The sequence below is a fragment of the candidate division WOR-3 bacterium genome (assembly GCA_013177935.1).
Taxonomy (GTDB): domain Bacteria; phylum Hydrothermota; class Tepidihabitantia; order Tepidihabitantales; family Tepidihabitantaceae; genus Tepidihabitans.
In genome coordinates this window covers 25,252-49,036 of sequence record JABLXZ010000001.1, presented here as the reverse complement: position 1 = coordinate 49,036, position 23,785 = coordinate 25,252, and the positions used below count along the sequence as shown (strand labels likewise).

21 protein-coding genes and 1 tRNA gene are annotated in these 23,785 nt (G+C 50.4%); 11 read left to right on the top strand and 11 right to left on the bottom strand.

Annotated elements, in window-relative coordinates; all coding sequences use genetic code 11:
• Positions 1 to 69: 69 nt before the first annotated feature.
• From HPY86_00210 to HPY86_00175, 8 genes are all read right to left on the bottom strand, one after another.
• Positions 70 to 1,713 carry a tetratricopeptide repeat protein gene (locus HPY86_00210; GenBank protein ID NPV13346.1) on the bottom strand — a complete coding sequence of 548 codons (1,644 nt, stop codon included), beginning with the start codon at positions 1,711 to 1,713 and terminating at the stop codon, positions 70 to 72.
• Positions 1,710 to 2,339, bottom strand: a complete 630-nt coding sequence (locus HPY86_00205) for a hypothetical protein (GenBank protein NPV13345.1) — start codon at positions 2,337 to 2,339, stop codon at positions 1,710 to 1,712. The genes HPY86_00210 and HPY86_00205 overlap by 4 nt, the downstream gene beginning before the upstream one ends.
• A gap of 123 nt (positions 2,340 to 2,462) precedes the next feature.
• Entirely contained in the window at positions 2,463 to 2,864 is a 402-nt protein-coding gene (locus tag HPY86_00200) for a cobalamin B12-binding domain-containing protein (protein ID NPV13344.1), read from the bottom strand.
• Positions 2,865 to 2,872: 8 nt separating this feature from the next.
• Positions 2,873 to 4,531, bottom strand: a complete 1,659-nt coding sequence (locus tag HPY86_00195) for a methylmalonyl-CoA mutase family protein (GenBank protein ID NPV13343.1) — start codon at positions 4,529 to 4,531, stop codon at positions 2,873 to 2,875.
• A 110-nt stretch (positions 4,532 to 4,641) separates the two neighbouring features.
• Positions 4,642 to 5,586 carry a methylmalonyl Co-A mutase-associated GTPase MeaB gene (gene meaB, locus HPY86_00190; GenBank protein NPV13342.1) on the bottom strand — a complete coding sequence of 315 codons (945 nt, stop codon included), beginning with the start codon at positions 5,584 to 5,586 and terminating at the stop codon, positions 4,642 to 4,644.
• A complete protein-coding gene (cobO, locus tag HPY86_00185; protein NPV13341.1) occupies positions 5,582 to 6,091 on the bottom strand; it encodes a cob(I)yrinic acid a,c-diamide adenosyltransferase in 510 nt (169 codons plus the stop codon). Before cobO ends, meaB begins: the two co-directional genes overlap by 5 nt.
• Positions 6,092 to 6,148: 57 nt before the next feature.
• Complete coding sequence (locus tag HPY86_00180) at positions 6,149 to 6,655, bottom strand: hypothetical protein (protein NPV13340.1); 507 nt, start codon at positions 6,653 to 6,655, stop codon at positions 6,149 to 6,151.
• A gap of 18 nt (positions 6,656 to 6,673) precedes the next feature.
• Positions 6,674 to 6,973 (bottom strand): zinc ribbon domain-containing protein, encoded by a 300-nt coding sequence (locus tag HPY86_00175; GenBank protein ID NPV13339.1) that lies wholly within the window; start codon positions 6,971 to 6,973, stop codon positions 6,674 to 6,676.
• Positions 6,974 to 7,546: 573 nt separating this feature from the next.
• Between HPY86_00175 and HPY86_00170 the strand changes: the two genes are divergently transcribed.
• From HPY86_00170 to HPY86_00150, 5 genes are all read left to right on the top strand, one after another.
• Positions 7,547 to 8,167: a hypothetical protein gene (locus tag HPY86_00170; GenBank protein ID NPV13338.1), complete on the top strand. Its 621-nt coding sequence runs from the start codon at positions 7,547 to 7,549 to the stop codon at positions 8,165 to 8,167.
• A gap of 18 nt (positions 8,168 to 8,185) precedes the next feature.
• On the top strand, positions 8,186 to 10,363 hold the full coding sequence (locus HPY86_00165; GenBank protein NPV13337.1) for a hypothetical protein: 2,178 nt from the start codon (positions 8,186 to 8,188) through the stop codon (positions 10,361 to 10,363).
• Between the two features lie 165 nt (positions 10,364 to 10,528).
• Positions 10,529 to 12,430 carry an acetate--CoA ligase gene (gene acs, locus HPY86_00160; GenBank protein ID NPV13336.1) on the top strand — a complete coding sequence of 634 codons (1,902 nt, stop codon included), beginning with the start codon at positions 10,529 to 10,531 and terminating at the stop codon, positions 12,428 to 12,430.
• Positions 12,431 to 12,502: 72 nt separating this feature from the next.
• Positions 12,503 to 13,732 carry an OFA family MFS transporter gene (locus HPY86_00155; GenBank protein NPV13335.1) on the top strand — a complete coding sequence of 410 codons (1,230 nt, stop codon included), beginning with the start codon at positions 12,503 to 12,505 and terminating at the stop codon, positions 13,730 to 13,732.
• An 18-nt stretch (positions 13,733 to 13,750) separates the two neighbouring features.
• Positions 13,751 to 15,100 (top strand): NADP-dependent malic enzyme, encoded by a 1,350-nt coding sequence (locus HPY86_00150; GenBank protein ID NPV13334.1) that lies wholly within the window; start codon positions 13,751 to 13,753, stop codon positions 15,098 to 15,100.
• Positions 15,101 to 15,119: 19 nt separating this feature from the next.
• Here HPY86_00150 and guaB read toward each other — a convergent pair whose 3' ends face one another.
• The 3 genes from guaB to HPY86_00135 form a co-directional block, all read right to left on the bottom strand.
• On the bottom strand, positions 15,120 to 16,580 hold the full coding sequence (guaB, locus tag HPY86_00145; GenBank protein NPV13333.1) for an IMP dehydrogenase: 1,461 nt from the start codon (positions 16,578 to 16,580) through the stop codon (positions 15,120 to 15,122).
• A gap of 9 nt (positions 16,581 to 16,589) precedes the next feature.
• Positions 16,590 to 17,288, bottom strand: a complete 699-nt coding sequence (locus HPY86_00140) for a tetratricopeptide repeat protein (protein ID NPV13332.1) — start codon at positions 17,286 to 17,288, stop codon at positions 16,590 to 16,592.
• A 17-nt stretch (positions 17,289 to 17,305) separates the two neighbouring features.
• Positions 17,306 to 17,379, bottom strand: a tRNA-Arg gene (locus HPY86_00135).
• 93 nt (positions 17,380 to 17,472) lie between these two features.
• Between HPY86_00135 and HPY86_00130 the strand changes: the two genes are divergently transcribed.
• The 6 genes from HPY86_00130 (at position 17,473) to rlmN (ending at position 23,760) form a co-directional block, all read left to right on the top strand.
• Positions 17,473 to 18,516: a rod shape-determining protein gene (locus HPY86_00130; GenBank protein NPV13331.1), complete on the top strand. Its 1,044-nt coding sequence runs from the start codon at positions 17,473 to 17,475 to the stop codon at positions 18,514 to 18,516.
• 85 nt (positions 18,517 to 18,601) lie between these two features.
• Positions 18,602 to 19,375 carry a hypothetical protein gene (locus HPY86_00125; protein ID NPV13330.1) on the top strand — a complete coding sequence of 258 codons (774 nt, stop codon included), beginning with the start codon at positions 18,602 to 18,604 and terminating at the stop codon, positions 19,373 to 19,375.
• A gap of 3 nt (positions 19,376 to 19,378) precedes the next feature.
• Complete coding sequence (mreD, locus tag HPY86_00120; GenBank protein NPV13329.1) at positions 19,379 to 19,822, top strand: rod shape-determining protein MreD; 444 nt, start codon at positions 19,379 to 19,381, stop codon at positions 19,820 to 19,822.
• Positions 19,819 to 21,543, top strand: coding sequence for a penicillin-binding protein 2 (gene mrdA / locus HPY86_00115; protein ID NPV13328.1), 1,725 nt, complete (start codon positions 19,819 to 19,821; stop codon positions 21,541 to 21,543). The genes mreD and mrdA overlap by 4 nt, the downstream gene beginning before the upstream one ends.
• Positions 21,533 to 22,720, top strand: coding sequence for a rod shape-determining protein RodA (rodA, locus tag HPY86_00110; protein ID NPV13327.1), 1,188 nt, complete (start codon positions 21,533 to 21,535; stop codon positions 22,718 to 22,720). The genes mrdA and rodA overlap by 11 nt, the downstream gene beginning before the upstream one ends.
• Before the next feature lie 2 nt (positions 22,721 to 22,722).
• Complete coding sequence (gene rlmN, locus HPY86_00105; protein NPV13326.1) at positions 22,723 to 23,760, top strand: 23S rRNA (adenine(2503)-C(2))-methyltransferase RlmN; 1,038 nt, start codon at positions 22,723 to 22,725, stop codon at positions 23,758 to 23,760.
• Positions 23,761 to 23,785: the final 25 nt, after the last annotated feature.

Here is a 23,785-nt window from a genome sequence, read left to right as displayed (position 1 = left end):
CTTCAAGAAAACCACTACCATTATAATTTAGTAAATTCTATTCCCGATACCGGCAAAGTCAAGAAAACATCATCGGCTTATTTTCCGCCAGAATTCCCGAAATCGCTGGTTCTCCGGCATTAATTGGCAGGCAGATTCAATTGCCCAAAGCGCGGAATCGGCCTGTTTGTTAATCCAGTAAAGCTGTGATAGGTTGTAAAATGCCACCCCATCATCAGGTGCCAGCGCACAGGCATCTTTTAGCATGCCAATCGCCTGCCTGATTTTTCCTTCCCGGTAAAGTAGTAGCCCGAGGTTCACATAAGCGGGAGCGTAATCCGGTCTGCGCCGGATAATTTGCCGGTACAACTCCTCCGCCTCATTAAATCGACCCCCTTTTTGCAATAATGCCCCGAGATTTAGCGCCGCACCCACCGCTTCAGAATCAAGTACCACCGCCCGACTGAAAAAGGAAATTGCGCTGCTTGTGTCGCCTTTAGCAAGCATTGCGGTCCCGAGATTGTAATATCCGGGCGCATACCCTGGCATCTCTTCAACCATCCTAAAAAACAACGGAAATTCGTCCCGCCAATAACTCAACCGTTTGAACAGCACCGGCAATCCGGCAACGCACCACAGTAACACCAGCCCGGTTAAAATTCGCCCCAGTTTCGGTTTTGTTTCCCGAAAATTTTCCAGCACAATTGTTAGAAACAATGCCATTCCGATTCCCGGTAGATAGAGCAGCCTTCCGGTGGGCCCAAATTGAATGCTCCAGGCGAATGGCAGAAGTGTTACGGTCACCCATAGCCATGCTAAAAACAACAAACGGGAAAATTTTATTTTTCTTACCACGAGCGGCACCAATAACCAGCCCAGCCCCAAAATACCGGTCACAACGAGCCGGTTGCCTGGCGTAAACTGTCCCCAAAACAGCGGCGTGCGAAATGGAAATAGGAAAAAGGTCAACTGACGACCAAAACTGTTCAGGGTGAACAAACCTATTGAACTCAAATTCGCCGGAGCACGCACCCCTAAAAAACTTTTCAGAACAAAAAACCTTGCCCCAAAATAAATCACCAGTACCCCTGCCAGCGTTATCAACAACCACCACCGTGCCCTTTTCCGAACTGAGTGAGTCACAACTCCCAATCCGGCAACCGCGATAAACAAAACCGCATTCTCTTTTGAAAACACCGCAATTGCAAAACCAACCGCTGCCAGCAACAGCGCTTTCCCGTCAACTTTTTCTAAATAACGATATCCGGCAAGCGCAGCAATAACCACCCCGAAACTCGCCCACAAATCGGTTCGGCCACTGATATAGGCGACGCTATCAACAAATAGCGGATGAAGACCGAAGAAAAAACCGGCAACGCCGGCAAGCAAACTTGACTTCACCAGCCAGAAAAAGAGCAACGCAACCAGAAAAGTAACAGCACCGTGAAGCAACACATTACTCAAATGAAACCATCCCGGCTTAAGACCAAAAAGTTGCCGTTCTAATTTAAGGGTGAAATTAACCCAGGGTCGGTAATAAGGGTCTTCGCCCAGATGGGTTTTGCTGTCGTGCCAGAAACTTTGACCGAACGATGTAAAGAGACCGCTTTTGCTATAGACTACTAAGTTGACATCATCCCAGACAAATTGATATCGGACTGTTGGTAAGTACACCAGCACCGCCAGCAGCGCCGGAGCAACTAAATACCACCACTCCCTTGGGCACCACTTCACTGCCGGTTCTTTTTCAAAATCTGGTATTCAACCAGCTCCTCACGCTGAAACAACTCATACATTGTATCGCCCCGACGCCAGCGCTGAACCTTCTCCCGCTTCACCGTGCCCAATCCGGGTAAAAGCCAGAGCGTTTGTCGAAAATCCACCTTATTGCTTTTCGTCTCCAGTTTATAACAGTTCTGAAACCTGCCGGCTGGAACATCTACGGAGTCAAGCGCCACGACCTCAGTCAACTCCCTTTCGGCTTCACTATCATACCAGCGGTCGCCCACCTTTAAAGGCTGCCGCAGGTATAAAATCCGCTCCGGTTTTCCACCGCGACCCGGCACAATTTTGAATATCGTATCGCCCTGGCGGTCATAAAAATAGACCGTTTTCTTGCCGGAATCAAGCGGCGCTTCCACCACCCAAACTTTACCCAATTGGGGCACATCCTTGATTCCCCGCACAACCTCGGTAACCCGCACCTCATTATTCATTGTCGTATCCTTGCCCACAACCTTATGTTCATAAACCTTCATAATGCGCACCGCACCCGGCACCAGCGGAAAGAAATCTAAACGCTGCCGGCGACAGCCAACAAACAAAACCAGCCCGGTAATGACCAGTGTTAGTATCCTCATACCATCAAGACTAACTACCGGCGTCGGACTGTCAATAAAATTGAACTGCGCACAACCGGTTTGGGTCTCTCCGGTCCCGCGCGCTTTTCCGCTTCCAGCCCTTTAATTTGTACGGTTCCCCTTCTAAACCCGGTCGGGAAATTTCTCTTTTAAGTAATCAACAATCTCCTGGGTTGGTGTACCCGGACCAAAAAGCCTACCACAACCCATCCGGTAAAGTTGTTCCATATCCTCCTGCGGTATTATCCCGCCGCCGAATACCAGTATGTCCTCACCACCCTTCTCTTTTAACAACCGCATCACCTCTGGAAAAAGCGTCATATGGGCGCCGGAAAGAATCGAAAGCCCCACCGCATCAACATCCTCTTGAATCGCCGCTTCGGCAATCATTTCCGGTGTCTGGTGTAAACCGGTGTATATGACCTCAAAACCGGCGTCCCGGAGTGCCCGTGCCACCACCTTTGCACCCCGGTCATGACCATCCAGTCCGGGTTTTGCAATAAGAATTCTCAGTTTTTTTGCCATTTCACCTCCTAAAACATCGGCGGTTCCTTATAAGTACCAAATATTTCCTTCATCGCTCCACAGATTTCTCCTAATGTTGCATAAGCCCGCACCGCCTCCAGAATCGGGTACATCACATTGTCCTTACCGGCGCAGGCGTCCTTTAAGTCCTTAAGTGCCCTCTGTACCCGGGCGTTATCCCGGCGCTGGCGTAACCGGGCTAACCGTTCGCACTGCTCCTTTTCCACCTCAGGTTCAATCTTGAGAATTGGGATTTCCAGTTTTTCTCCTTCCAGCACATACTTGTTGACCCCAACCACCGTTCTGATTTTTTCGTCAACCGCCTTCTGGTAGCGGTAAGCGGCTTCGGCAATCTCACGCTGGGGAAAACCGTGCTCAATCGCCTTAACCATACCACCTAACGCATCAATCTTCTCAAAATACTCGTAAGCCTGACGTTCCATTTCATTGGTCAGGTGCTCAACATAGTAAGAACCACCCAGCGGGTCAATCACATTCACAACCCCGGTCTCCTCGGCAATAATCTGCTGGGTCCGGAGGGCAATCAAAACCGCCTTTTCGGTTGGCAGCGCCCAGGTTTCATCCATCGAATTGGTATGCAAACTCTGCGTCCCGCCCAGCACCGCTGCCAGCGCCTGAAACGCGGTGCGCACAATGTTGTTCTCCGGTTGCTGCGCCGTCAGGGTGCAACCGGCGGTCTGGGTGTGGAACCGTAAAAGCCACGATTCGGGTTTTTTCGCTTTGAAGGTCTCGCGCATCTCCCTTGCCCAGATGCGCCGCGCCGCACGGAATTTCGCAATCTCCTCAAAGAAGTCAAGATGGGAGTTAAAGAAGAAGGAAAGCCGGGGTGCAAACGAATCAACATCCAGTCCGGCTTTGATACCCGCCTCCACATAGGTCATCCCGTCTTTCAGGGTAAACGCCAGTTCCTGCACCGCGGTGGAACCCGCCTCCCGAATGTGATAACCGGAGATTGAAATCGTGTTCCATTTCGGTACCCGCTCCGCGCCAAATGCCATGATATCGGTGATGATGCGCAGACTGGGCTCGGGCGGGAAAAGCCAGGATTTCTGGGCAATGTACTCCTTGAGTATGTCATTCTGAATTGTCCCGCGCAGCTTCTCGCTCGGCACCCCCTGTTTTTCTGCTGCAACGATATAAAACGCCCAGAGTACCGCTGCCGGACCGTTAATCGTCATCGAAGTCGAAACCTCACCCAGCGGAATACCGTCAAACAGCGTCTCCATATCTTCGAGCGAAGAAATGGCAACTCCGCATTTTCCCACCTCGCCATGTGCCATCGGGTCATCAGAATCCCGGCCATAGAGTGTCGGAAAGTCAAACGCGACCGAAAGCCCGGTTTCACCGTGTGCCAGAAGAAACTTGTATCGGGCATTGGTCTGACGCGCGGTTCCAAACCCGGAAAACTGCCGCATCGTCCATAACCGGCCCCGGTACATATTCCGCCTGATACCGCGCGTGAACGGATATTCGCCTGGAAAACCGAGGTCCTCTAAATAATTCAGCTCCTTTATATCCGCCGGTGTATAAATGATATCAACGGGCAAACCCGATACGGTCAAAAACCGGTTCGGGTCACCTTTATCAACACAACTCTCCCAGCGCTCCTTTTCTTCTCTTATCTTTTCCAAATCATCCTGCGCCATTACACCTCCCTTCTCCAGATGCTAAAAATGCCGTTAAACATTCACTGTCCGGTCGGGATAAAAAATTAGTGCTCAGTCTGCAACTGTTTACCACTTCTCCCCCTCCCGAATCATCGCTTTATCACCTTTTCCCAGATCAGCGCGGCGGCTTGATAAGGAGAAATCCTGCGGCTCTCAACCTCAATCAGAAGTTGTTCAATAAAACTACCCAATTCCGGCTTGGAGAAAAACTCCTGGCGCAACCTCTCTTCCACGATTCGTTCAATCTCCAGCCGCAGCGCCTGGCGGCGCCGTAAAGTAAGCTGTGCCGTCTTCTCCTGGTGTTGCCGGTGTGCGACAACCTGCTGTAAAAGCTCATCAACACCCGCACCGGTTGTCGCCACCGTTTTGATGACCGGGGGAAACCATCCATCGTTCTTCGCCCGCATCTCAAGCATCGCCCTTATCTCAAGAACCATTCGGTCCGCACCTTCCCGGTCACCCTTATTCACACAGTAAATTTCACCAATCTCCATCAAACCCGCCTTCAAAGTCTGAATCGCATCACCCGACTCCGGCACCAGCACCACAATCGTCGAATCTGCCGCCTCAGCGATATCCAGCTCCATCTGTCCCACACCCACGGTCTCGATTATGATGTAATTCTTCCCGAACGCATCCAGCACATCACACACCTCTTTGGTCTTGGTCGCCAATCCGCCTAAACTCCCCCGCGTTGCCATCGAACGAATGTATACTCCAGGGTCGGTAAAAAGTCCGCTCATACGCACCCGGTCCCCAAGCACTGCACCGCCCGAAAAAGGCGAACTCGGGTCCACGGCAACGATACCAACAGTTTTCCCGGCATTCCGAAACGCCTGAGCCAGTTTCTCCACCAGTGTGCTCTTGCCCGCACCAGGAGGACCGGTAACACCAATCCGATACGCCTTGCCCATCAAAGGATAAAGTTCATTGAGGAGCAAAGTCCCTTCAGGAAAATTGTTTTCCACCAGCGAAATTATCTGGCCACAGGCACGGCGGTCGCCATTGCGAAAACGGGTTAACAACTCATCAATGGTCGATACCGACACGATTTACAACCCCTTTTTGAAACGGATGCTTAATTTCGCGCACCTCACTTACCAGATCGGCGACCGCAATTAACTCGGGCTGGGCATTCCTGCCGGTCAAAACCAGCTCCACCTCCCGGGGGCAATCCTTGATTAGCTGTAACACATCGCTCAAAGAAAGCAAACCATAATCAATCGCCACATTGACCTCATCCAGAATCACCATCTGGTACTTTTTTCCCTTTATCGCCTCCTTGGCAAACTCCAGCCCCTTTTGCGCCAGCCGGACATCCTCCTCATCCGGACTTCCCCTTTTAACAAAAGTCTTCAACCCAAACTGGTGCAGTTCAATCCCGGGAACAAACTTTACCGCCTTAACTTCACCATATTCCGGGTCACCCTTCATAAACTGGACAATTAAAACCCGCCAGTTATGACCGGCGGCTCGCAAAGCCAGCCCAAACGCCGCGGTCGTTTTCCCTTTTCCATCGCCGGTATAAATTTCTATCACATTCTGATTCTATGAAAAGTGCGATTTTCAGTCAACCCTGAATTGTCGGAATACCCTTCAGTTAACATCCGGATTAAAATCAGGACCCAATTTCGCCTTAAATAGTAAGTTCAACAGCGCATTCCAGGTTTTGAAATAATACACCTCCCGGGCAATCGGCGCGTTGACCAGATTCTCTGCCACCGCACCATTAGGACCCTGGGATTCAATAATCAATCTCAGTACCATATGGGCGATTACAACACCGGCGCCAAAACCCCAGACAAATCCGAAGAAACCGTCTAACGACTCAAAACTCCAGCCGGTCAAACCGAAAAGCCACCGGGCAACAACAAATCCAATTACCGCAAACACAATAAAAAGAATTACCAGCATCACAAGGCGCTGAATCCCGACTATTTCGGCAAGCGAACCCGAAAGATTAACCGCGCCAACCGCCGCCACAACCAACCCTCCTAACTCAAAAAGAGTCAAACCCATTCCCCCGGCTTTACTTGTCCGTATTGTCTGGATTATCGCCACTCCTAAAACAATCCCTAACGCCATCCAGTCATACCAGAACATCTTTCCTCCTTTTAGGGACTAATCGATATTAAACTCATCATTCTCATCCAGATTATCCTCATCACCAAAATCCTCATCCAGACCGCCCATATCCTCGCCCAACTCTTCATTATCCCCGATATCCTCATCAATCCCTTCATCAAAATCCACTTCACCTTTTGAACCCCCAACAACGGTAAACCGGCCAAAAACCTGGTGCACCTTTCTTCCCCCACAATTAGGGCAAACCGGTGTCAGACCTGCCTCCTTCTCTGCCAGCGTGGCGACAATGTCAAACTTATGACCGCAATCATCACAACTGTACTCGTAAACCGGCATATAACGCCTCCTTATCTATTTAGTGTGTATATATTTGTATTATCCAAAAGCGGTCGCCTTGTCAACACATTGTAACTACCATCCGGGAATTTTACCCTTAAAAGGATTCGGTTACTGATAGGGCAAACTATTTCAGGACTCACTTAGCAAAGAGTTCATAAACTCGTCTCACAGGAGCCTCCGAAACCACTCCGGGAACCGCTCCCAGAACCGTTCCCCGACTCAGATACAGACCGGTTTCGAGAGTGAAGCCCTGAACCCTTATCCCCGCCTATCTCAGACAGTTTCCAGATGGATATTAACAACCACCTGCAATGCTAATTTGTTAATTTAAAATGGGTTAACATAACTTACGGTAAATAGAACCATTTTTGATTACTACCCTGAGTTATCACACTTATGACCCTATACCGCCATTAAGATACGGTAATTTGGTTAGTTAGGGGACATTATCCTGAAATCACATTAAAAAGCGCCCAATGGCACAATACAACATTTCTGCTTGACAAGAGAGAGAGTTTATTATAATTAGCCCGCAGCCGGAATAGCAACCCGGCGGTGAAAGGAGTAAAGATGCGTGTAGACACCCAAACCAAAAAAGCAAATATGTGCTGGATGATACTTTGTGCGGCATTTCTTAACTTTTCGTTTGGGACCAACGGATATCTTTACATCGCAACTCTCGATGATTCGGCTTTTGTTCAAGCGGCGTTGATTGTTGAAACCTCCGTCTCGTTGGATGAACCGTTAGCAGGTTTTTCACCCACGACAATAGAAGAGCTTCACTCCTTAGGTTATCCAACTCCAACCGAAGCAAAGGCAAACGCCGATGTAACTGACCCACCTGGCGGCGAACGCTTTGGCTCATTTATAGATACTCTGAGAGGACCACTACAAGGAGCAATAGATAGAGGTGAGCAAATCGGTAAGATTGTAGTTTGTGGCGGCTGGACACGCTCTGTTTCTACCGATACAATAATAATGGTAATGGGACGGACACTGCGTAATAATGTTGAAGTTGCGGTGCGACCCTGGGTTAAAATGCACGTTCCCCAGCTGCCTTATCATTATGTGATATGTACCGCGAATTTCTGTTACCCTTTGGATGAGAGTTATAAATGGACACAACTCAGTCGTCACAAATGGTCGCCTCCTTACGATAGTACAAATAGCGGCTGTCAGATTAGGTTCTAAAAGATTCCGAATTACTGGATGAGCGAATTAATCTTCTTAATTTTGCTCACCACTTTTGGGGGTACCGGCAGCTTATCGTCGCCCAGTTGGTGGAATAACCGTTATTATGACCGGCAGCAACCTCTATCATTTTACCCACCCGACTCTTTTAATACGCGGTTTGTCGGCAACTGGCCCTTTGGTTATGGAACTGCAATTACGGTTGACCCGGCGCGGCGTATAGCCTATGTTACCTCCGGGGGCGGGGTTTTACTGCTTGATGTAAGCAACCCGGCAAGACCGATAAAACTGAGTGATATAAGAACAAGGGGTGGTGGTGTTACTGTTGACTTCCATAACAATATTTTATTTCTTATCTACGGCGGTGTTTGTTATGGAACAGAGGTCTGGGATGTTAGCAACTTGCGCCAACCGCTAAAACTGTGTGCCATTCCTTCTCGGCCTTCAGCACTAAAAGTCCAGGACCATTATCTCTATCTGGGTGTTCAGCCCTGGCCCACACCCAGCACCCTCAAAATCTACGACATCCAGAACCCAGCAAACCCGGTCGAAATCGGTTCCTGGAGCGGTGCGGACATAGTGCAAATTGAGACGGTTGATTCATTCGCCATCGTCAAGGTTAATGAACCGGATACCGGTTTCCGCATTCTTAATATCCGAAATCCGGCAAACCCGTTTGAGGTGGGCTCCTGGGACAGTTTGTACATCTATGGGATGGTGGTTAAAGACGATCTCGTCTACTGTTCCACAACCCGCGGTCTGAGAATCGTTGACATTTCTGAACCAAGCCAACCCCGGGAAATTGGATTCTGCCCCAGCGTGCTTGAAGGTGCACTGGCGGTTGCCGATTCATTTGCTTATATCGTCCACGACACCGCCGGATTGATTGTGATAAATGTGTCAAATCCACGCAACCCTTTTTTCGTTACCCGGCTCCGCGCACCAGGACTTCCGGTACTTTTAACTGGAGACATCAGCCTCCTTGATACTGTTGCCTTTATCGCCCGGGGAAATGCCAATCCCGGCTTATGGATTGTCAATATTAAAAACCGCGTGGCGCCGTATGAAATCGGCTGTTACCAGTTGTCGGGCTGGGCAACGAGTTTAGCAATTCAGAACAATTATGCATTTCTTGGTGACTGGGACTTAGGGCTGCGTATCCTTGATGTTTCTAACCCGGCAAACCCCGATGAACTTGCTTTCTTTCCTGCTATCGCTGATGGGATAGGTGCCATTGCCGTTCAGGATACCTTCGCTTATCTTGGTGACTATACAGCCGGATTAATCGTTTTGAATATCAAAGACCCGGCAAACCCGCGGCAGGTTGGTTTCTGGCAGTTGTTATCGGGTTCGATGGCGGGAATTGCGGTTCGTGATAGCTATGCCTATGTTGCTGCTGGAAACTTTGGAGTGAGAATTATCAGCATTTCTGACCCCAGCAACCCTTATGAAGTTGGCTTCTGCCCGAGCAATTATGCCCGGGCTGTCGCAGTTCAGGAGTCACTCGCCTATGTTGCGGATGAGGGCTTTGGATTGCGCATCATCAATATCAAAAACCCGTCCCAGCCTTATCAGGTTGGTGCACTTTCTCCTGCCAACCACCCGGTTCAAGTAGCATTAAAAGATTCGCTGGTGTTTTTGACCAGTTATCGGGAAGGTGGGCTGTTGATTGTCAATGCGGCAAACCCTGCCGCACCGCGAGAACTTGCCCGTCATCCGGGTTTTCGCGGCTGTTCCTGGGGAGTAGCGGTTGAACGGCATTTTGTTTATTTTACCGACCTGTGCGGTTTTATAATCCTTGATATAACCGAGCCGGCAAATCCGGTGCTGGCGGGTTACAACTATTTGTCCCCCAACTGTCCTTATGAACTTGTTCTTTCACCGCCTTATGTCTACTTCGCGGCTGGCACCTGCGGACTGCAAATTTACAAAAGTTTACTCGCCGGGATAAAAGAAGAGACCGGTGGAGAATTGGGACGCTCTCCAGCCCGGGCAACGATTGTGGACGGTGTCCTGACCGTGCCTGAAGCACCGAATAGCAGGCGCGATGCGTCCTGGGTTCTCGTAAATGTGTCGGGCCGCAGGGTACTTGAACTTGTACCGGGTACGAACGATGTCCGGCACCTCGCACCCGGCGTCTATTTTATCCACACTGCCGGGTCATCCGAAACAAAGCGGGTGATGATAGTTAGATAAAGAAGAGCGCCGGTTTTAAATCATTGTTCCAGCGCTACCCTTGTCACACCCTGATAAAGATATCTTGCCCTTTCCAGCATCTTCGCTTGACACTGACTTAATTACACCCTATACTACAAATCCGTTTATAAGAAGAATTTAATTAAAAAAATCAAAGGAGGATAAATGGCAGCTGAACCGAACTTTTATGAACCACCAAAGGAGTTGGTGGAGAACTCCAATGTGATGGCGTTTATGAAGAAGCACGGTATCAAAACGCTCGACGAACTCCTGGAACGGGCGCGCGACCTTGAATGGTACTGGGGCGAAATGGCAAAGGAACTGGAATGGTTTAAACCCTGGGAAAAGGTTCTCGATGAGTCTCAAGCACCTTTCTATAAGTGGTTTATCGGTGGCAAATTCAACATCGCCAGTAACTGTATTGACCGGCATATGAAGACCGCGGTCAAAGACAAAATCGCCTACATCTATCACACCGAACCCGGGGAGGTGGAAAAGTGGACTTATGCCCAGCTTTATAAAGAGGTTAACAAACTGGCAAACGCCCTGAAGCGTCTTGGCGTGAAAAAAGGTGACCGGGTCACAATATTTATGCCGATGATTCCCCAGTTACCCGTGGCAATGCTCGCCTGTGCTAAAATCGGCGCAATTCACTCCGTAGTTTTCTCCGGATTTTCGTCGGCATCGCTGCGCGACCGGATTCAAGACGCTGAGGCGAAGATTTTGATAACTGCCGATGGTGGTTATCGCCGGGGCAAACTTGTCACCCTGAAGGCAAACGCTGACCCGGCACTCGCGGAATCGCCTTCCATTGAACACTGCATCGTATTTAAGCGCGCCGGCAATCCGGTTGATATGAAACCGGGCCGCGACCTCTGGTGGCACGAAATCACCGAAAAGGAGTCGGACGAGTGTGCAACCGAACCACTCGATGCCGAGGATATGCTTTATATCCTGTACACCTCAGGTACAACCGGTAAACCCAAAGGTGTTGTTCATGTCCATGGCGGTTATGCGGTTGGCACCTACACCACATTGAAATTTGTATTTGACATTAAACCCAATGACATCTACTGGTGTGCCGCTGACATCGGCTGGGTCACGGGCCACTCTTACATCGTGTATGCACCGCTGATGTTGGGAGCCACCTCTGTTCTCTACGAAGGCGCGCCCGATTATCCGGCACCGGACCGCTGGTGGTCAATCATTGAGAAGGAAAAGGTGACAATTCTTTACACATCACCAACCGCCATCCGAATGTTTATGCGCTTTGGTGAAGAGTACCCGGCAAAACATAACCTCTCCTCCTTACGGCTGCTCGGTTCGGTCGGCGAACCAATCAACCCCGAAGCGTGGCGCTGGTACCGCAAAAACATCGGCGGTGACAGACTGCAGATTATGGACACCTGGTGGCAAACCGAAACCGGCGCATTTGTGATTTCACCTCTACCCATTACTCCGTTGAAACCCGGTTCAGCAACAAAACCGTTGCCAGGATATTCCGCGGATGTTGTGGACCAGGATGGCAATCCGGTTAAACCTAACGAAAATGGCTTTGCGGTCATCCTTCGACCCTGGCCCTCAATGCTTCGCACCCTTTACAAAGACCCGGACCGTTATGTCCAATCCTACTGGTCACGGTTCAAAGGCAAATACCTCACCGGTGACTCCTGTACCAGGGATGAAAATGGGTACTTCTGGTTCCGGGGCCGCGCCGATGAGGTGCTCAATGTTGCCGGACACCGACTCGGCACCGCTGAAATTGAGTCGGCACTCGTTGCCCATCCTGCGGTTGCCGAAGCCGCGGTCATCGGTATCCCGGACGAAATCAAAGGCGATGTTCCGAAAGCATATGTAACCCTCAAGGTTGGGTTCCAGCCCAGCGATGCCCTTGTTGAAGAACTGAAAAAGTGGGTTGCGCAGGAAATCGGACCAATCGCCCGGCCCGAATCTATTGAATTCCGGGACAAACTGCCCAAGACCCGTTCGGGTAAAATAATGCGCCGACTGCTTAAAGCCGAGGCTCTGGGCAAGCCGATTGGCGATATCTCAACCTTAGATGAGTAACACCGAAACCGGGGCGTCTGAGAACCAGACGCCCCGGTCCGATTTCAACCAAAATTCAAAAGGAGGTTGTTCGTGAGTGAAAGTAAGCCTTTCAATCGCTGGTTTATCGTGGTTGGTGCAATCCTGATTCAACTCTGCCTTGGTGCAATCTACGCCTGGAGTGTTTTTCGCAAACCGCTTGAAACCGGTTTAAACATTACCGCAACCCAGGCTTCCCTTCCCTTTTCGTTTGTTCTTATCTTCTTTGCTCTGGCAACGGTTATCGGTGGCCGCCTTCAGGACAAGTTTGGTCCAATGATTGTTGCTATCATTGGTGGCGTTTTGCTCGCCGCCGGTATGATTCTGGCAAGTTTTGCCCAGAACATCTTAATGCTCATCATTGCCTACGGCGTCGTTTCTGGTATCGGTATCGGTTTTGCCTATGTCTGTCCCATTTCTGCCGGTGTCAAATGGTTTCCGGACAAAAGAGGGTTAATAACCGGTCTGGCGGTTGCTGGCTTTGGTGCCGGAGCACTGATTGTCGGACCACTTGCCCGGGCAATGATTGACAACATCGGACCATTTCTAACCTTTCGCTATCTGGGCATCGCCTATTTTGTATTAATCTTTATCGGTGCCCTGATTTTGAGAAATCCGCCTGCTGGTTATCGTCCTGCGGGCTGGAATCCTCAAACCGCAACCCGAACTCAGCAAATTACCGACTTCTCTGCCGGTCAGATGATGAAAACAGGCCAGTTCTGGCTTATCTGGCTTACCTATTTTGCCGGGTGCGCTGCCGGATTGATGATTATCGGTCAAACTTCTCCCATTGCCCAGGAGATGGCTCGTTTTAGTAAAGAGACCGCTGCCATCGGTGTCAGCGTCCTTGCAATTTTTAACACCCTCGGAAGAATCTTCTGGGGACGGGTGTCTGATAGTATCGGCAGAACCCGAGCCTTATCGTTGATGTTTCTCATCAATACCATCGCCATCATCGGCTACTTCTTGATTCCTGCGGTACCGGTAATTTTCTGGCTCGGAATTGCTCTGGTCGGCTCAAGTTTCGGCGGCTACCTCGCAATCTACCCGGCGGTCACCGCCGACTACTATGGGACAAAATATTCCGGAATCAACTATGGTTTGGTTTTCACCGCTTATGGTGTGGGCGGTTTACTGTCCAATATCTTTGCCCCGCGGATGAAAGAGCTTACCGGCAACTACAATGCCGCGTTTATCGTCACCGCATCGCTCTGCCTGCTTGCTGCCATCATCGTTTTCGTGTTTTTGAAACCGCCAAGCCCGCGGTTAAAACCGACCAATTAAACAGAAAGGAGTTGTAAGATGAAAAAACTGTCGCCGGCCGAAATCGAAAGTCTAATCGCTAAAGCCAAAAAGCCGGCGGAAGATGCGATGAAGTTACATCCATTCTATCGCGGTAAAATCCAGATTGTCCCCAAATGCTGTGTCCGCGACTTCAACGACTTTGCCATCTGGTATACTCCGGGCGTTGCTGCACCCTGCAAAGCTATCCAGCAAGATGTCAACCAATCGTTCATCCACACCAACCGGGCAAATACCATCTGCGTTCTGACCGACGGCACAAGAGTCCTGGGTCTCGGTGATATTGGACCCGAAGCGTCAATGCCGGTAATGGAAGGCAAGGCGCTCCTCTTTAAATACCTTGGCGGGGTCGATGCTGTCCCGATTGCGCTCCGCACCAAAGACCCGGACGAATTCATCCGCACTGCAAAACTGCTTGAACCCTCTTTCGGTGGATTTAACCTCGAAGACATCGCCCAGCCCAAATGCTTCCGGATTCTCGACACACTGCGCGCCGAGTTAGATGTCCCGGTCTGGCATGACGACCAGCAGGGCACCGCCGCGGTTACTTATGCCGGTCTGGTCAATGCCCTGAAAATCGTCGGTAAAGACATCAAAAAAGTAAAGGTCGCAATGCTGGGAGCCGGTGCATCAAACATCGCCATCGCCCGGGTTATCATCAAAGGCGGTGTCACACCGGGTAACATTATAATGTGTGACTCAAAAGGCACCCTGCACAAAGGCAGAACTGAACTTCAGGAAGAGTTCAAAGAGAAATGGCATATGTGTCAGATTTCCAATGACGAAAATGTGCGGGGCACAATTGCCGATGCGATGAAAGGCGCCGATGTTCTTATTGCCCTCTCAACACCGGGACCCGGCGTTGTCAAACCGGAATGGATTAAAGCGATGGCAAAAGACCCAATCGTGTTCGTCTGTGCCAATCCAATCCCTGAAATCTGGCCCTGGGAGGCGATTGAAGCGGGTGCCCGGGTAGTTGCTACCGGTCGCAGCGACTTCCCCAACCAGGTTAACAACTCGCTTGGTTTCCCGGGAATCTTCCGGGGCGCTCTTGATGTAAACGCCCGGACCATCACCGATGAGATGTGTATCGCTGCGGCGCTGGAACTTGCCCGGGTCGCTGAGGACCGTGGGTTGCGCGAAGACTACCTGATTCCAACAATGGACGACTGGGAGGTATTTCCTCGAGAAGCCGCCGCGGTAGGAATGAAGGCAATTGAACAGGGTGTTGCCCGGATTACAATGACGCGCGAACAGCTGTTAAAGACCGCAACCGAAAAAATCAAACAGGCACGCGAAATGACCCAGTGGCTGATGAAAGAAGGGTTTATCCTGCCGGCACCGGCTTAAATATAAACTGTCTGGGTTTCTAATCTAAATGCTCTTCTGGAGGCACCTCGTAGTTAGGTGCCTCTTTAATTATTGTGACGCTGTGCGGATGGCTTTCACGCAATCCCGCGTTGGTGATACGCACAAACTTTGCCCGTTTTTGAAAATCGGCAATGGTGCGGGCACCACAGAACCCCATTGAGGCGCGTACCCCACCTTCAAGCTGAAAAAGGACATCGCGTACACTTCCACGGTAAGGCACCCGACCAACAATTCCCTGGGGCACAAGCTCAACCCCGCTCTCCTGAAAATATCGTTCTGCCGAACCCCGGCGCATCGCATCAATCGAACCCATACCCCGATAAACCTTGTACCTTCGGCCCTCAAGTAAAACATCTTCACCCGGGCTTTCATCGGTACCGGCAAGTAAATTGCCCATCATCACCGATGAAGCACCCGCCGCCAGCGCCTTGGCAACATCACCAGAAAATCTTATGCCACCATCAGCAATTAACGGTATCCGATACCGCCGCAACGCCTGGGCACACTCCATAATTGCGGAAAGTTGTGGAACACCAACCCCGGCAACAACCCGAGTTGTACAGATTGAACCAGGACCGATACCCACCTTAACCGCTGAGACACCGCATTTCGCCAAAGCTATTGCCCCTTCTGCGGTTGCAACATTACCGGCAACTATTTCCAGCCCGGGGAAAAGTCGGCGCAATTTTTTGGCTGTTTCCAGTACCCGCGATTGATGACCATGTGCGGTGTCTATGACAATCGCATCAACCTCAGCCGCAACCAGTGCCCGAGCCCGTTCCAGCGCCTCTTTACCAGTGCCCACCGCCGCAGCACAGCGCAAGCGGTGCTTGCTATCGACCGTCGCATAGGGATGCTCAACTCTTTTAAGGATGTCTTTGGCCGTGATTAAGCCCTTCAGCCTTCCCTGCCGGTCAACAATCGGTAACTTCTCCAGACGGTTTTTCTTAAGAATCTCCTTTGCCCGCTTAAACCCGGTCCCCTCCGGTGCGGTCACCAGCCGTTCACTGGTCATCACTTCACGAACAGGTTTTGCACCGTCATCTTCAAAAAGTAAATCCCGACGGGTGACGATTCCTATCAAACGACCTTCTTCATCAACCACCGGTAAGCCTGAGATATTATAGCGAGCAAACAGCTCCCGCACCTCGGCAACAGTCCGCTCCGGTGTTATCGAAAATGGATTGGCAATCATCGAACTCTCTGCCCTTTTGACCTTCGCCACTTCTGCCGCCTGCTGTTCAATCGTCATATTCTTGTGAATTACCCCGATACCACCGGCCCGTGCCATCGCAATCGCCATCTTCGCTTCAGTAACCGTATCCATTGCCGCACTTACCAGCGGGAGATGCAGAGTTATACCCTTGCTGAAGCGGGAACTGATATCAACCTCGGCCGGCAGCACAAAGGACCGCTGCGGCACAAGAAGAACATCATCAAAAGTTAAAGCCTCTTTCATCTATTTCAATTACAGCCGATTTTTCAAAGCCTGAATAAAGGCAAGTTCGCTTCTTATCTCTTCAACCTTCGGACCAGTTTTCTCTTTTTTCAACAGGTCGTTGTAAACCTTTTCCGCCTTATCCAACGCCCCGGCTTGCCGGTAGCATCGACCAGCCTGCATCATCCCCTCAAACCCCAGCGGTGATTGAGCAAACCCCCGGTAAACTTTTTCGTAGAGCCCAGCCGCTTTAAGATAGTTACCCTGCTTCTCTTCGCACACGGCTAAACCCATTAATGCTGCTGGAGTTAAAACCGGGTCCCGGCCTGACTTTTTCAGAAAGGTGCGAAACTCCCGTCTTGCTTCATCAAGGCGCGGCGGCTGCTGGCGGAGGTAAAGACTCCCCAGATAGTAATGAGCCTTTATCCCAGCGTAATCACGTCCAAACTTTGCTGCCAGTTCTTTCAGCGCCTGCTCGGCATACTCATTGTTACCCTGAAAGTAGTTACCCAGCGCATCCATCAACCGCAGTTCGGCTTCGGCGTTAACCCCGGGTTTCGGTCGATTCTGAATCAGCAAAATCACCCCGATAATCACCAATAACCCAACGGCAACACCAATCCAAAACCGCCTGGGGTCAGCGTAATAGAACTCTGCTACTTTTTCAACCGTCTGCTGGAACTTGTCTTCTTTAAGTTCCTCTTTACCCACGCGGTGTTTTACTCTCACTCTTGGTTTCTCCTTTCTACCCCTGGCCCGATTCGAACGGGCGACCTGCGGTTTAGGAAACCGCCGCTCTATCCTCCTGAGCTACAGGGGTTAATAAACACATTATAAATCTCATTTACCAAGTGTCAAGGAAACAGATTTGCTTAAACTTGACTTAACAAGAAGTTTAGATTACGCTTGTTTAATGGGTATCAGCGCATTTTTCCAGAGCATTACCGAACGCTTCACCAATGACATCGCGATCGACCTCGGCACCTCCTCAACGCTAATCTATGTTCGAGGCAAAGGGATTGAACTGCGCGAGCCATCAATTGTCGCGGTTGATGAGATAACCCACGAAGTTGTCGCCGTAGGGAGTGAAGCCAAACGAATGCTGGGTCGAACACCTGAAGGGGTTCGGGCTGTCCGTCCGATGAAGGATGGCGTGATCGCCGATTTTGGTATGGTGGAAATAATGCTCAAAACCTTCATCGGCATGGTCCAGCGCAAAAAACTTTTTGTCCGACCCCGTGTGATAGTCTGTGTCCCATCGGGAATCACCGAAGTTGAGAAAAGGGCAGTACGCGATTCAGTTGAAGCATCAGGCGCCCGCGAGATTTATCTCGTATCAGAACCAATTGCTGCCGCGATTGGTGTCGGACTGCCCGTTGATGCACCCACCGGCAATATGGTCATCGACATCGGCGGTGGCACAACCGAAATAGCCGTCGTTGCCCTATCCGGAATCGTAAATGCCGCTTCGATCCGCGTTGCCGGCGACGAAATGGACGAGGCAATCATCAACTACATCAAAAAGAACTACAATCTGATTATCGGCGAACAAACTGCGGAAAACATCAAAATCGCCATCGGTTCGGCATACGCTACCGGCACCGAAGAGACGATGGAAGTAAAAGGCCGCGACCTTGTCTCCGGCATCCCGAAAACTATCCGCATCACTTCGACCAAAGTCCGGGAGTCGCTTGAAGAACCGGTTTCGTTGATTGTTGATGCGGTTCGATTGGCGCTGGAAAAAACCCCACCCGAACTGGCTGCCGATATTGTTGACCGGGGTATTTATATGTGTGGCGGCGGTGCCCTTTTGCGCGGGCTTGATTTATTAGTTAAGGAGGAAACCAACCTACCGGTATATGTGGCGGAAAACCCAATTGAAAGCGTCGTTCGGGGCGCGGGCCGAATCCTCGAAAATATCGGCGTCAACGAAAAACTAATTCTCCGCACCAAGTAGCCCACGGTGCTTGTCCACCCTGTTACCTGAAATGTCACCGGCAAAAAAAGTTGGCTCTTGGCAAGACCGCATTTCCTGGGGGATATTGTTTATTTCCTTGATAGTCTATCTACTACCGCCCAATACCAAAATAAAAATTGCACCACCGTTCGCCACCGTACTGCTCTCGCCCTTGCGTGGTATCGCCGCTCTCCGTACAACAATTGCCACAATCACCGATGACAACAACCGCTTGGCTCGCCTCGCCGCTGAACTTGCTCTCGAAAATGCCCGCTTAAAACATTTTCTCGGCATTCCAGAAAGTTCAATGGCGCTTTCCGCCAGCTCACTGCAGTTGCTGCGGGCACGGGTAATTGCCCGCGACCTCACCACTCTAAAACGATTCCTGACCATTTCCCAGGGAATCAATGGTGGAGTCCGAATCGGTTCTCCGGTCATTGTCCCGGAAGGCATCGTTGGTCGTGTCATCGCTATTACCCCACACCAGGCTTTAGTCCAGACAATTTTTGAGCCCGACTTTCGGGTTGCGGTTATGAACGCCCGCAGTCGCGAAATTGCCCTCGCCCGTCCTGCCCCTGAAGAAAAACTGGTCCTGGATTATGTCAATAAAGACGCCGACTTCCAGATTGGTGATACCGTTGTTACATCTGGGCTCGGCGGCATCTTTCCTAAGGGACTGCGCCTCGGATTAGTTGTGGAAACTCCGGAACAGCCTGATGCCCTGTTTAAACCGGTAAGCATTAAACCATTCATCAATATCAGTCGTGTTGAACAGGTATTTGTCGTCATCACACCCGTTGCCCCGCATGATGACTGGCTTGACAACCTTCAGCCATCGGAAATAAAAATCCCGGAGTAAATCATGCGCCAGTTTTTGGCATTTGTTTTCCTTTACCTCCTGTTTGTACTCCAGAGCACACTGTTCCCGATTGGACCCCAGGTTGTTCTCCTCGCCCTGATTGTATTTGCTCTTTACGAAAACCGCCTCACCGCTACCCTCCTTGGTATCTGGGCTGGTTTATGTCTCGACCTTGTCACCCCAACCACTCTCGGTGTTCAAATGTTAGCATTAGGCGGCGTCGGCTACGGCGTTGCTGCGGTTCGCAATCTATTTTATCGCAACCGCTGGCATAACCTCCTTTTTACCTTAATCGGACTGATTTTGCAATACGGTTTATACCACCTTGTGGATAAAAGCCCGATTACTATTGGCTCGCTCCTGCTCACTACAACCCTGACGCTCGCCTTGACCCCAGTTGCCGAACCAGCACTCGTTGCCCTCTTCTACCGACATTCGAAGAGATGAAAAACCGCTTGAAAAGATTAACCCACATCATTATCATCCTGTTTGGCATCCTGAGTCTGCGTCTTTCTTATCTCCAGCTAATTCGGGGTGCTCGTTATGCCCGGTTGAGCGACCGCAACCGGATTCGTAAAATTGTCTTGCCGGCGCCACGAGGTCGTATCTATGACCGTAACGGCATTCTCCTTGCCGATACCCGCCCTTCGTTCAGCATTACCGTAATTCCCACCGAAACAAACGACAGCGCCCTGACATTACTTGCTAACATTATCAATCTGCCCCTTGCTGAGCTCAAACGGCGACTGGAACCAATTGTTGCCTTCCCTTCACCGGTTACAATCTATCGCAATGCGGACCCGGCTACTGTTGCCCGAATTCAGGAAAACAACTTTCGCCTCTCTGGGGTATTAATCCGAATTGACCCGGTTCGGAATTACCCCTACCGGGAGCTTTACGCCCATGTCATCGGTCATCTCGGAGAGGTCACCGAAGAGGAGCTTGTTAAAGACTCTACTTACCGTCGCATGGATTATATCGGCCGGACCGGTGTTGAAGCCAGCTATGAAAAGGTCCTGCGCGGCAAAGATGGCTATGAATTTGTTGAAGTTGACGCCCGGGGCCGAGAAATCGGTCCTTTACCTGAAAAAAGACCCGAACCTCCAATTCCCGGAAAGGATGTTTATCTCACCATTGACCACCGCCTCCAGCAACTCGCCCACGAACTTACAAAAAACTATGACCGAGCTGCAGTCATAGGTATTTCGGTCAAAACCGGTGAAATCATCTGCCTTTTATCACGGCCCCAGTTCGACCCGAACATTTTCTTATCTACCATCGACCCGACAGTCTGGAAAAGTCTCGTCAACAATCCGTCCAAACCATTTTACAACCGGGCAATTTCTTCAGGTTATCCGCCTGGTAGCACATTTAAACCGCTGGTGGCGCTCGCCGCCCTGAAAGACCAGGTCGTCACGCCCACAACCAACCTCTTACCTTGCACCGGCTCATTTCGTTACGGCAACCGCACATTCCGATGCTGGTCCGCTCACGGCAAACTCAACTTACTTGGTGCCATCGAACAATCTTGCAATGTTTACTTTTACCAGATTGGACTGCGCCTCAGCCTTGACAGCCTCGTAGAATTCTGCCGACGCCTGAACCTCGGCAAGCCAACCGGTATCGATATTCCGGGTGAAAGCCCGGGTAATATTCCTTCCCGGGAGTATCTTGACCGCCGTTACGGAAAAGGTAAATGGACCAGAGGTACAATGCTCAATTTCGCCATTGGCCAGGGTGAGATTATGTTAACGCCCCTGCAACTGGCAACCCTGTACTCCTGTATCGCTAACGAAGGGTATTACTACAAGCCATTCCTTGTCTCCCGAATTGATTCAGCCGGAATCCAGTTAAAAACAACCCGACCCTATCGCATCGATGTGCCAATCAACAAACCGGACCTTGGGCAGGTGAAAAAAGCACTCACCCGGGTCGTCGAATTCGGGACCGGTCGTGCTGCCCAACACGGGGAAATCACCATCGCCGGCAAAACCGGTACCGCTCAAAACCCACCCCGCCCGGACCACGCCTGGTTTGTTGGTTATGCGCCGGCTGAAGCACCCGAAGTTGTTTTTGCGGTTTTAGTAGAAAATGCGGGCCACGGTGGAACGGTTGCGGCACCAATAGTTGGGGAATTGATTCGAGCCTATTTTTCCTATGAGCGTTAATCGGCGACAATTCGACATCACCCTCTTCGTCCTGACTTTAGTTTTGGTCACAATCGGTCTTATTGCCATCTATTCTACCGGCGGAATTCGTTACCTTTTTCGTCAGGCAATATTTGTTCCAATTGGACTTGCCGGCCTTGTTATACTCTTCTTAATCCCGCGCCGCATCATCTACGGTTTAACTGAACCTCTTTATGTCTTAACATTACTACTTTTGCTCGCTGTTCTATTCTTCGGCACCGGTCCAGGTGCCCGGCGCTGGTTCCAAATCGGCTCAATTTCTTTGCAGCCCTCAGAGTTTGCTAAAATTGCCGTCACGCTAATGCTTGCCAAATACTTAAGTTATAAACGAGAAATTAAGCCCAACTTTGCCAGCCTTGCTGGACCGATATTGATAATGGTAATTCCGCTTTTGCTCATCCTCGTTGAGCCCGACCTGAGCACCGCCCTATGCCTGATACCGCCTTTTGCCGCAATGCTCTACTGGCAGGGTCTAAGACCACTGCATATATTGTTACTCTTTACGCCCTTCCTTTCTTTTGCTGCCGGGTTCTCTCTTTATCTATGGATTCCCTTTTTTATTCTCCTCGCTATTATTGTGTTCGTTCGAATGCGCTTCTTCCGGGCGATCGCGGCTCTTGCCACCAGCACGGTGTTCGGTCTTCTCTCACCGGTTGTTCTCTCAATGCTCAAGGATTACCAGCGAACCCGTATTATCAGTTTCTTCGCGCCCTGGTTTGATCCCCATGGGATGGGATGGAACGCAATCCAGTCTCAAATTGCCATTGGCTCGGGTCGACTGTTTGGTAAAGGATTCCTGCACGGAACCCAAAAACGCCTCGGCTTTCTTCCAAATCGACACACCGATTTTATCTTCTCCGCCATTGCCGAAGAAACCGGTTTCATCGGCTCTTTGCTGCTCCTTATCGTTATCGGGATTTTAATCCGGCGGATTCTGCTTATCGCCTACAACAGCCGGGACCAGAACGCGAGCCTTATTGCCATCGGTTTCGCATCAATTCTTGGATACCAGACTTTTGTCAACATCGGTATGTTACTCGGACTTTTACCCATCACCGGTATTACCCTGCCCTTCATCAGTTACGGTGGTTCCTCGCTCTTAACCTGCTGTCTAATGATTGGTATCATTCTCAATATCTCTGCCCGACCCGAATAGCAATGACCGATATCAAGTCATTAACCCTCGAGCAACTTATCCAATATGGGGAACAGCAGGGCTGGGAAAAATACCGTGCCCGCCAACTTTTCCTCTGGTTATACCAGAAACACGCCACCAGTTTTGATGAGATGACCAACCTGAGCAAACAGTTCCGCCAGGAACTCAGTCAGCATTTTTACATCAGCCACCTGACACCAGTCCGCACCCTTTCCAGCCCTGATTCAACCATCAAACTCACCCTTGCCCTTTCAGACAACAACATCATTGAATCTGTCCTGCTTTTCGACCAGAACCGCCGCACCGCGTGCGTTTCAACTCAGGTTGGTTGCCCCTTAAACTGTCGAATTTGTGCAACCCCAAAACTCGGTTTCAAACGAAACCTTAAATGGTTTGAAATCGTCGAACAGATTCAGGCACTAATCCGGCAAACCGGAACAACACCCACGAATATTGTATTTATGGGAATGGGAGAGCCCCTGCTCAACTTAGATGAGGTGTTAGAAGCGGTTAAAACCATAAACTCAGATTACGGTTTAAGAATCGGCGCCCGTCGCATCACCATCTCTACCGCGGGCATTCCCGAAAGCATTCTTCGTCTTGCCTCATTTCCCCTTCAGGTTCGACTCGCGGTTTCCCTCAATGCTACCGATGACAAAACCCGTTCGATGCTGATGCCCGTCAACAAACTTTATCCACTTAAAATACTACTGGAAGCGATTCGTGAATACTACGCCTGCACTCACCGCCGTATTACCTTCGAGTATGTACTACTCGACGGGATTAATAACCGTCCCGAAGATGTCCAGCGGCTTGCTCACCTCCTTAAAGGCATCCCCTGTAAAATCAACCTGATTCCCTATAACCCCTTCCCGAGTGCGCCCTTCAAACCGCCATCTCCGGCTGCGGTCAAACGCTTCGCCCTTGCCCTTTATCCGCATCTCCCTGCGGTTACCATCCGTAAAAGTAAAGGGGGCAAAATTTTAGCCGGATGTGGTCAACTGGCAGGACAGATTAATATCACATCTCCCATCCAGTAACTACCCTGCTTACTAAATTAAAGTA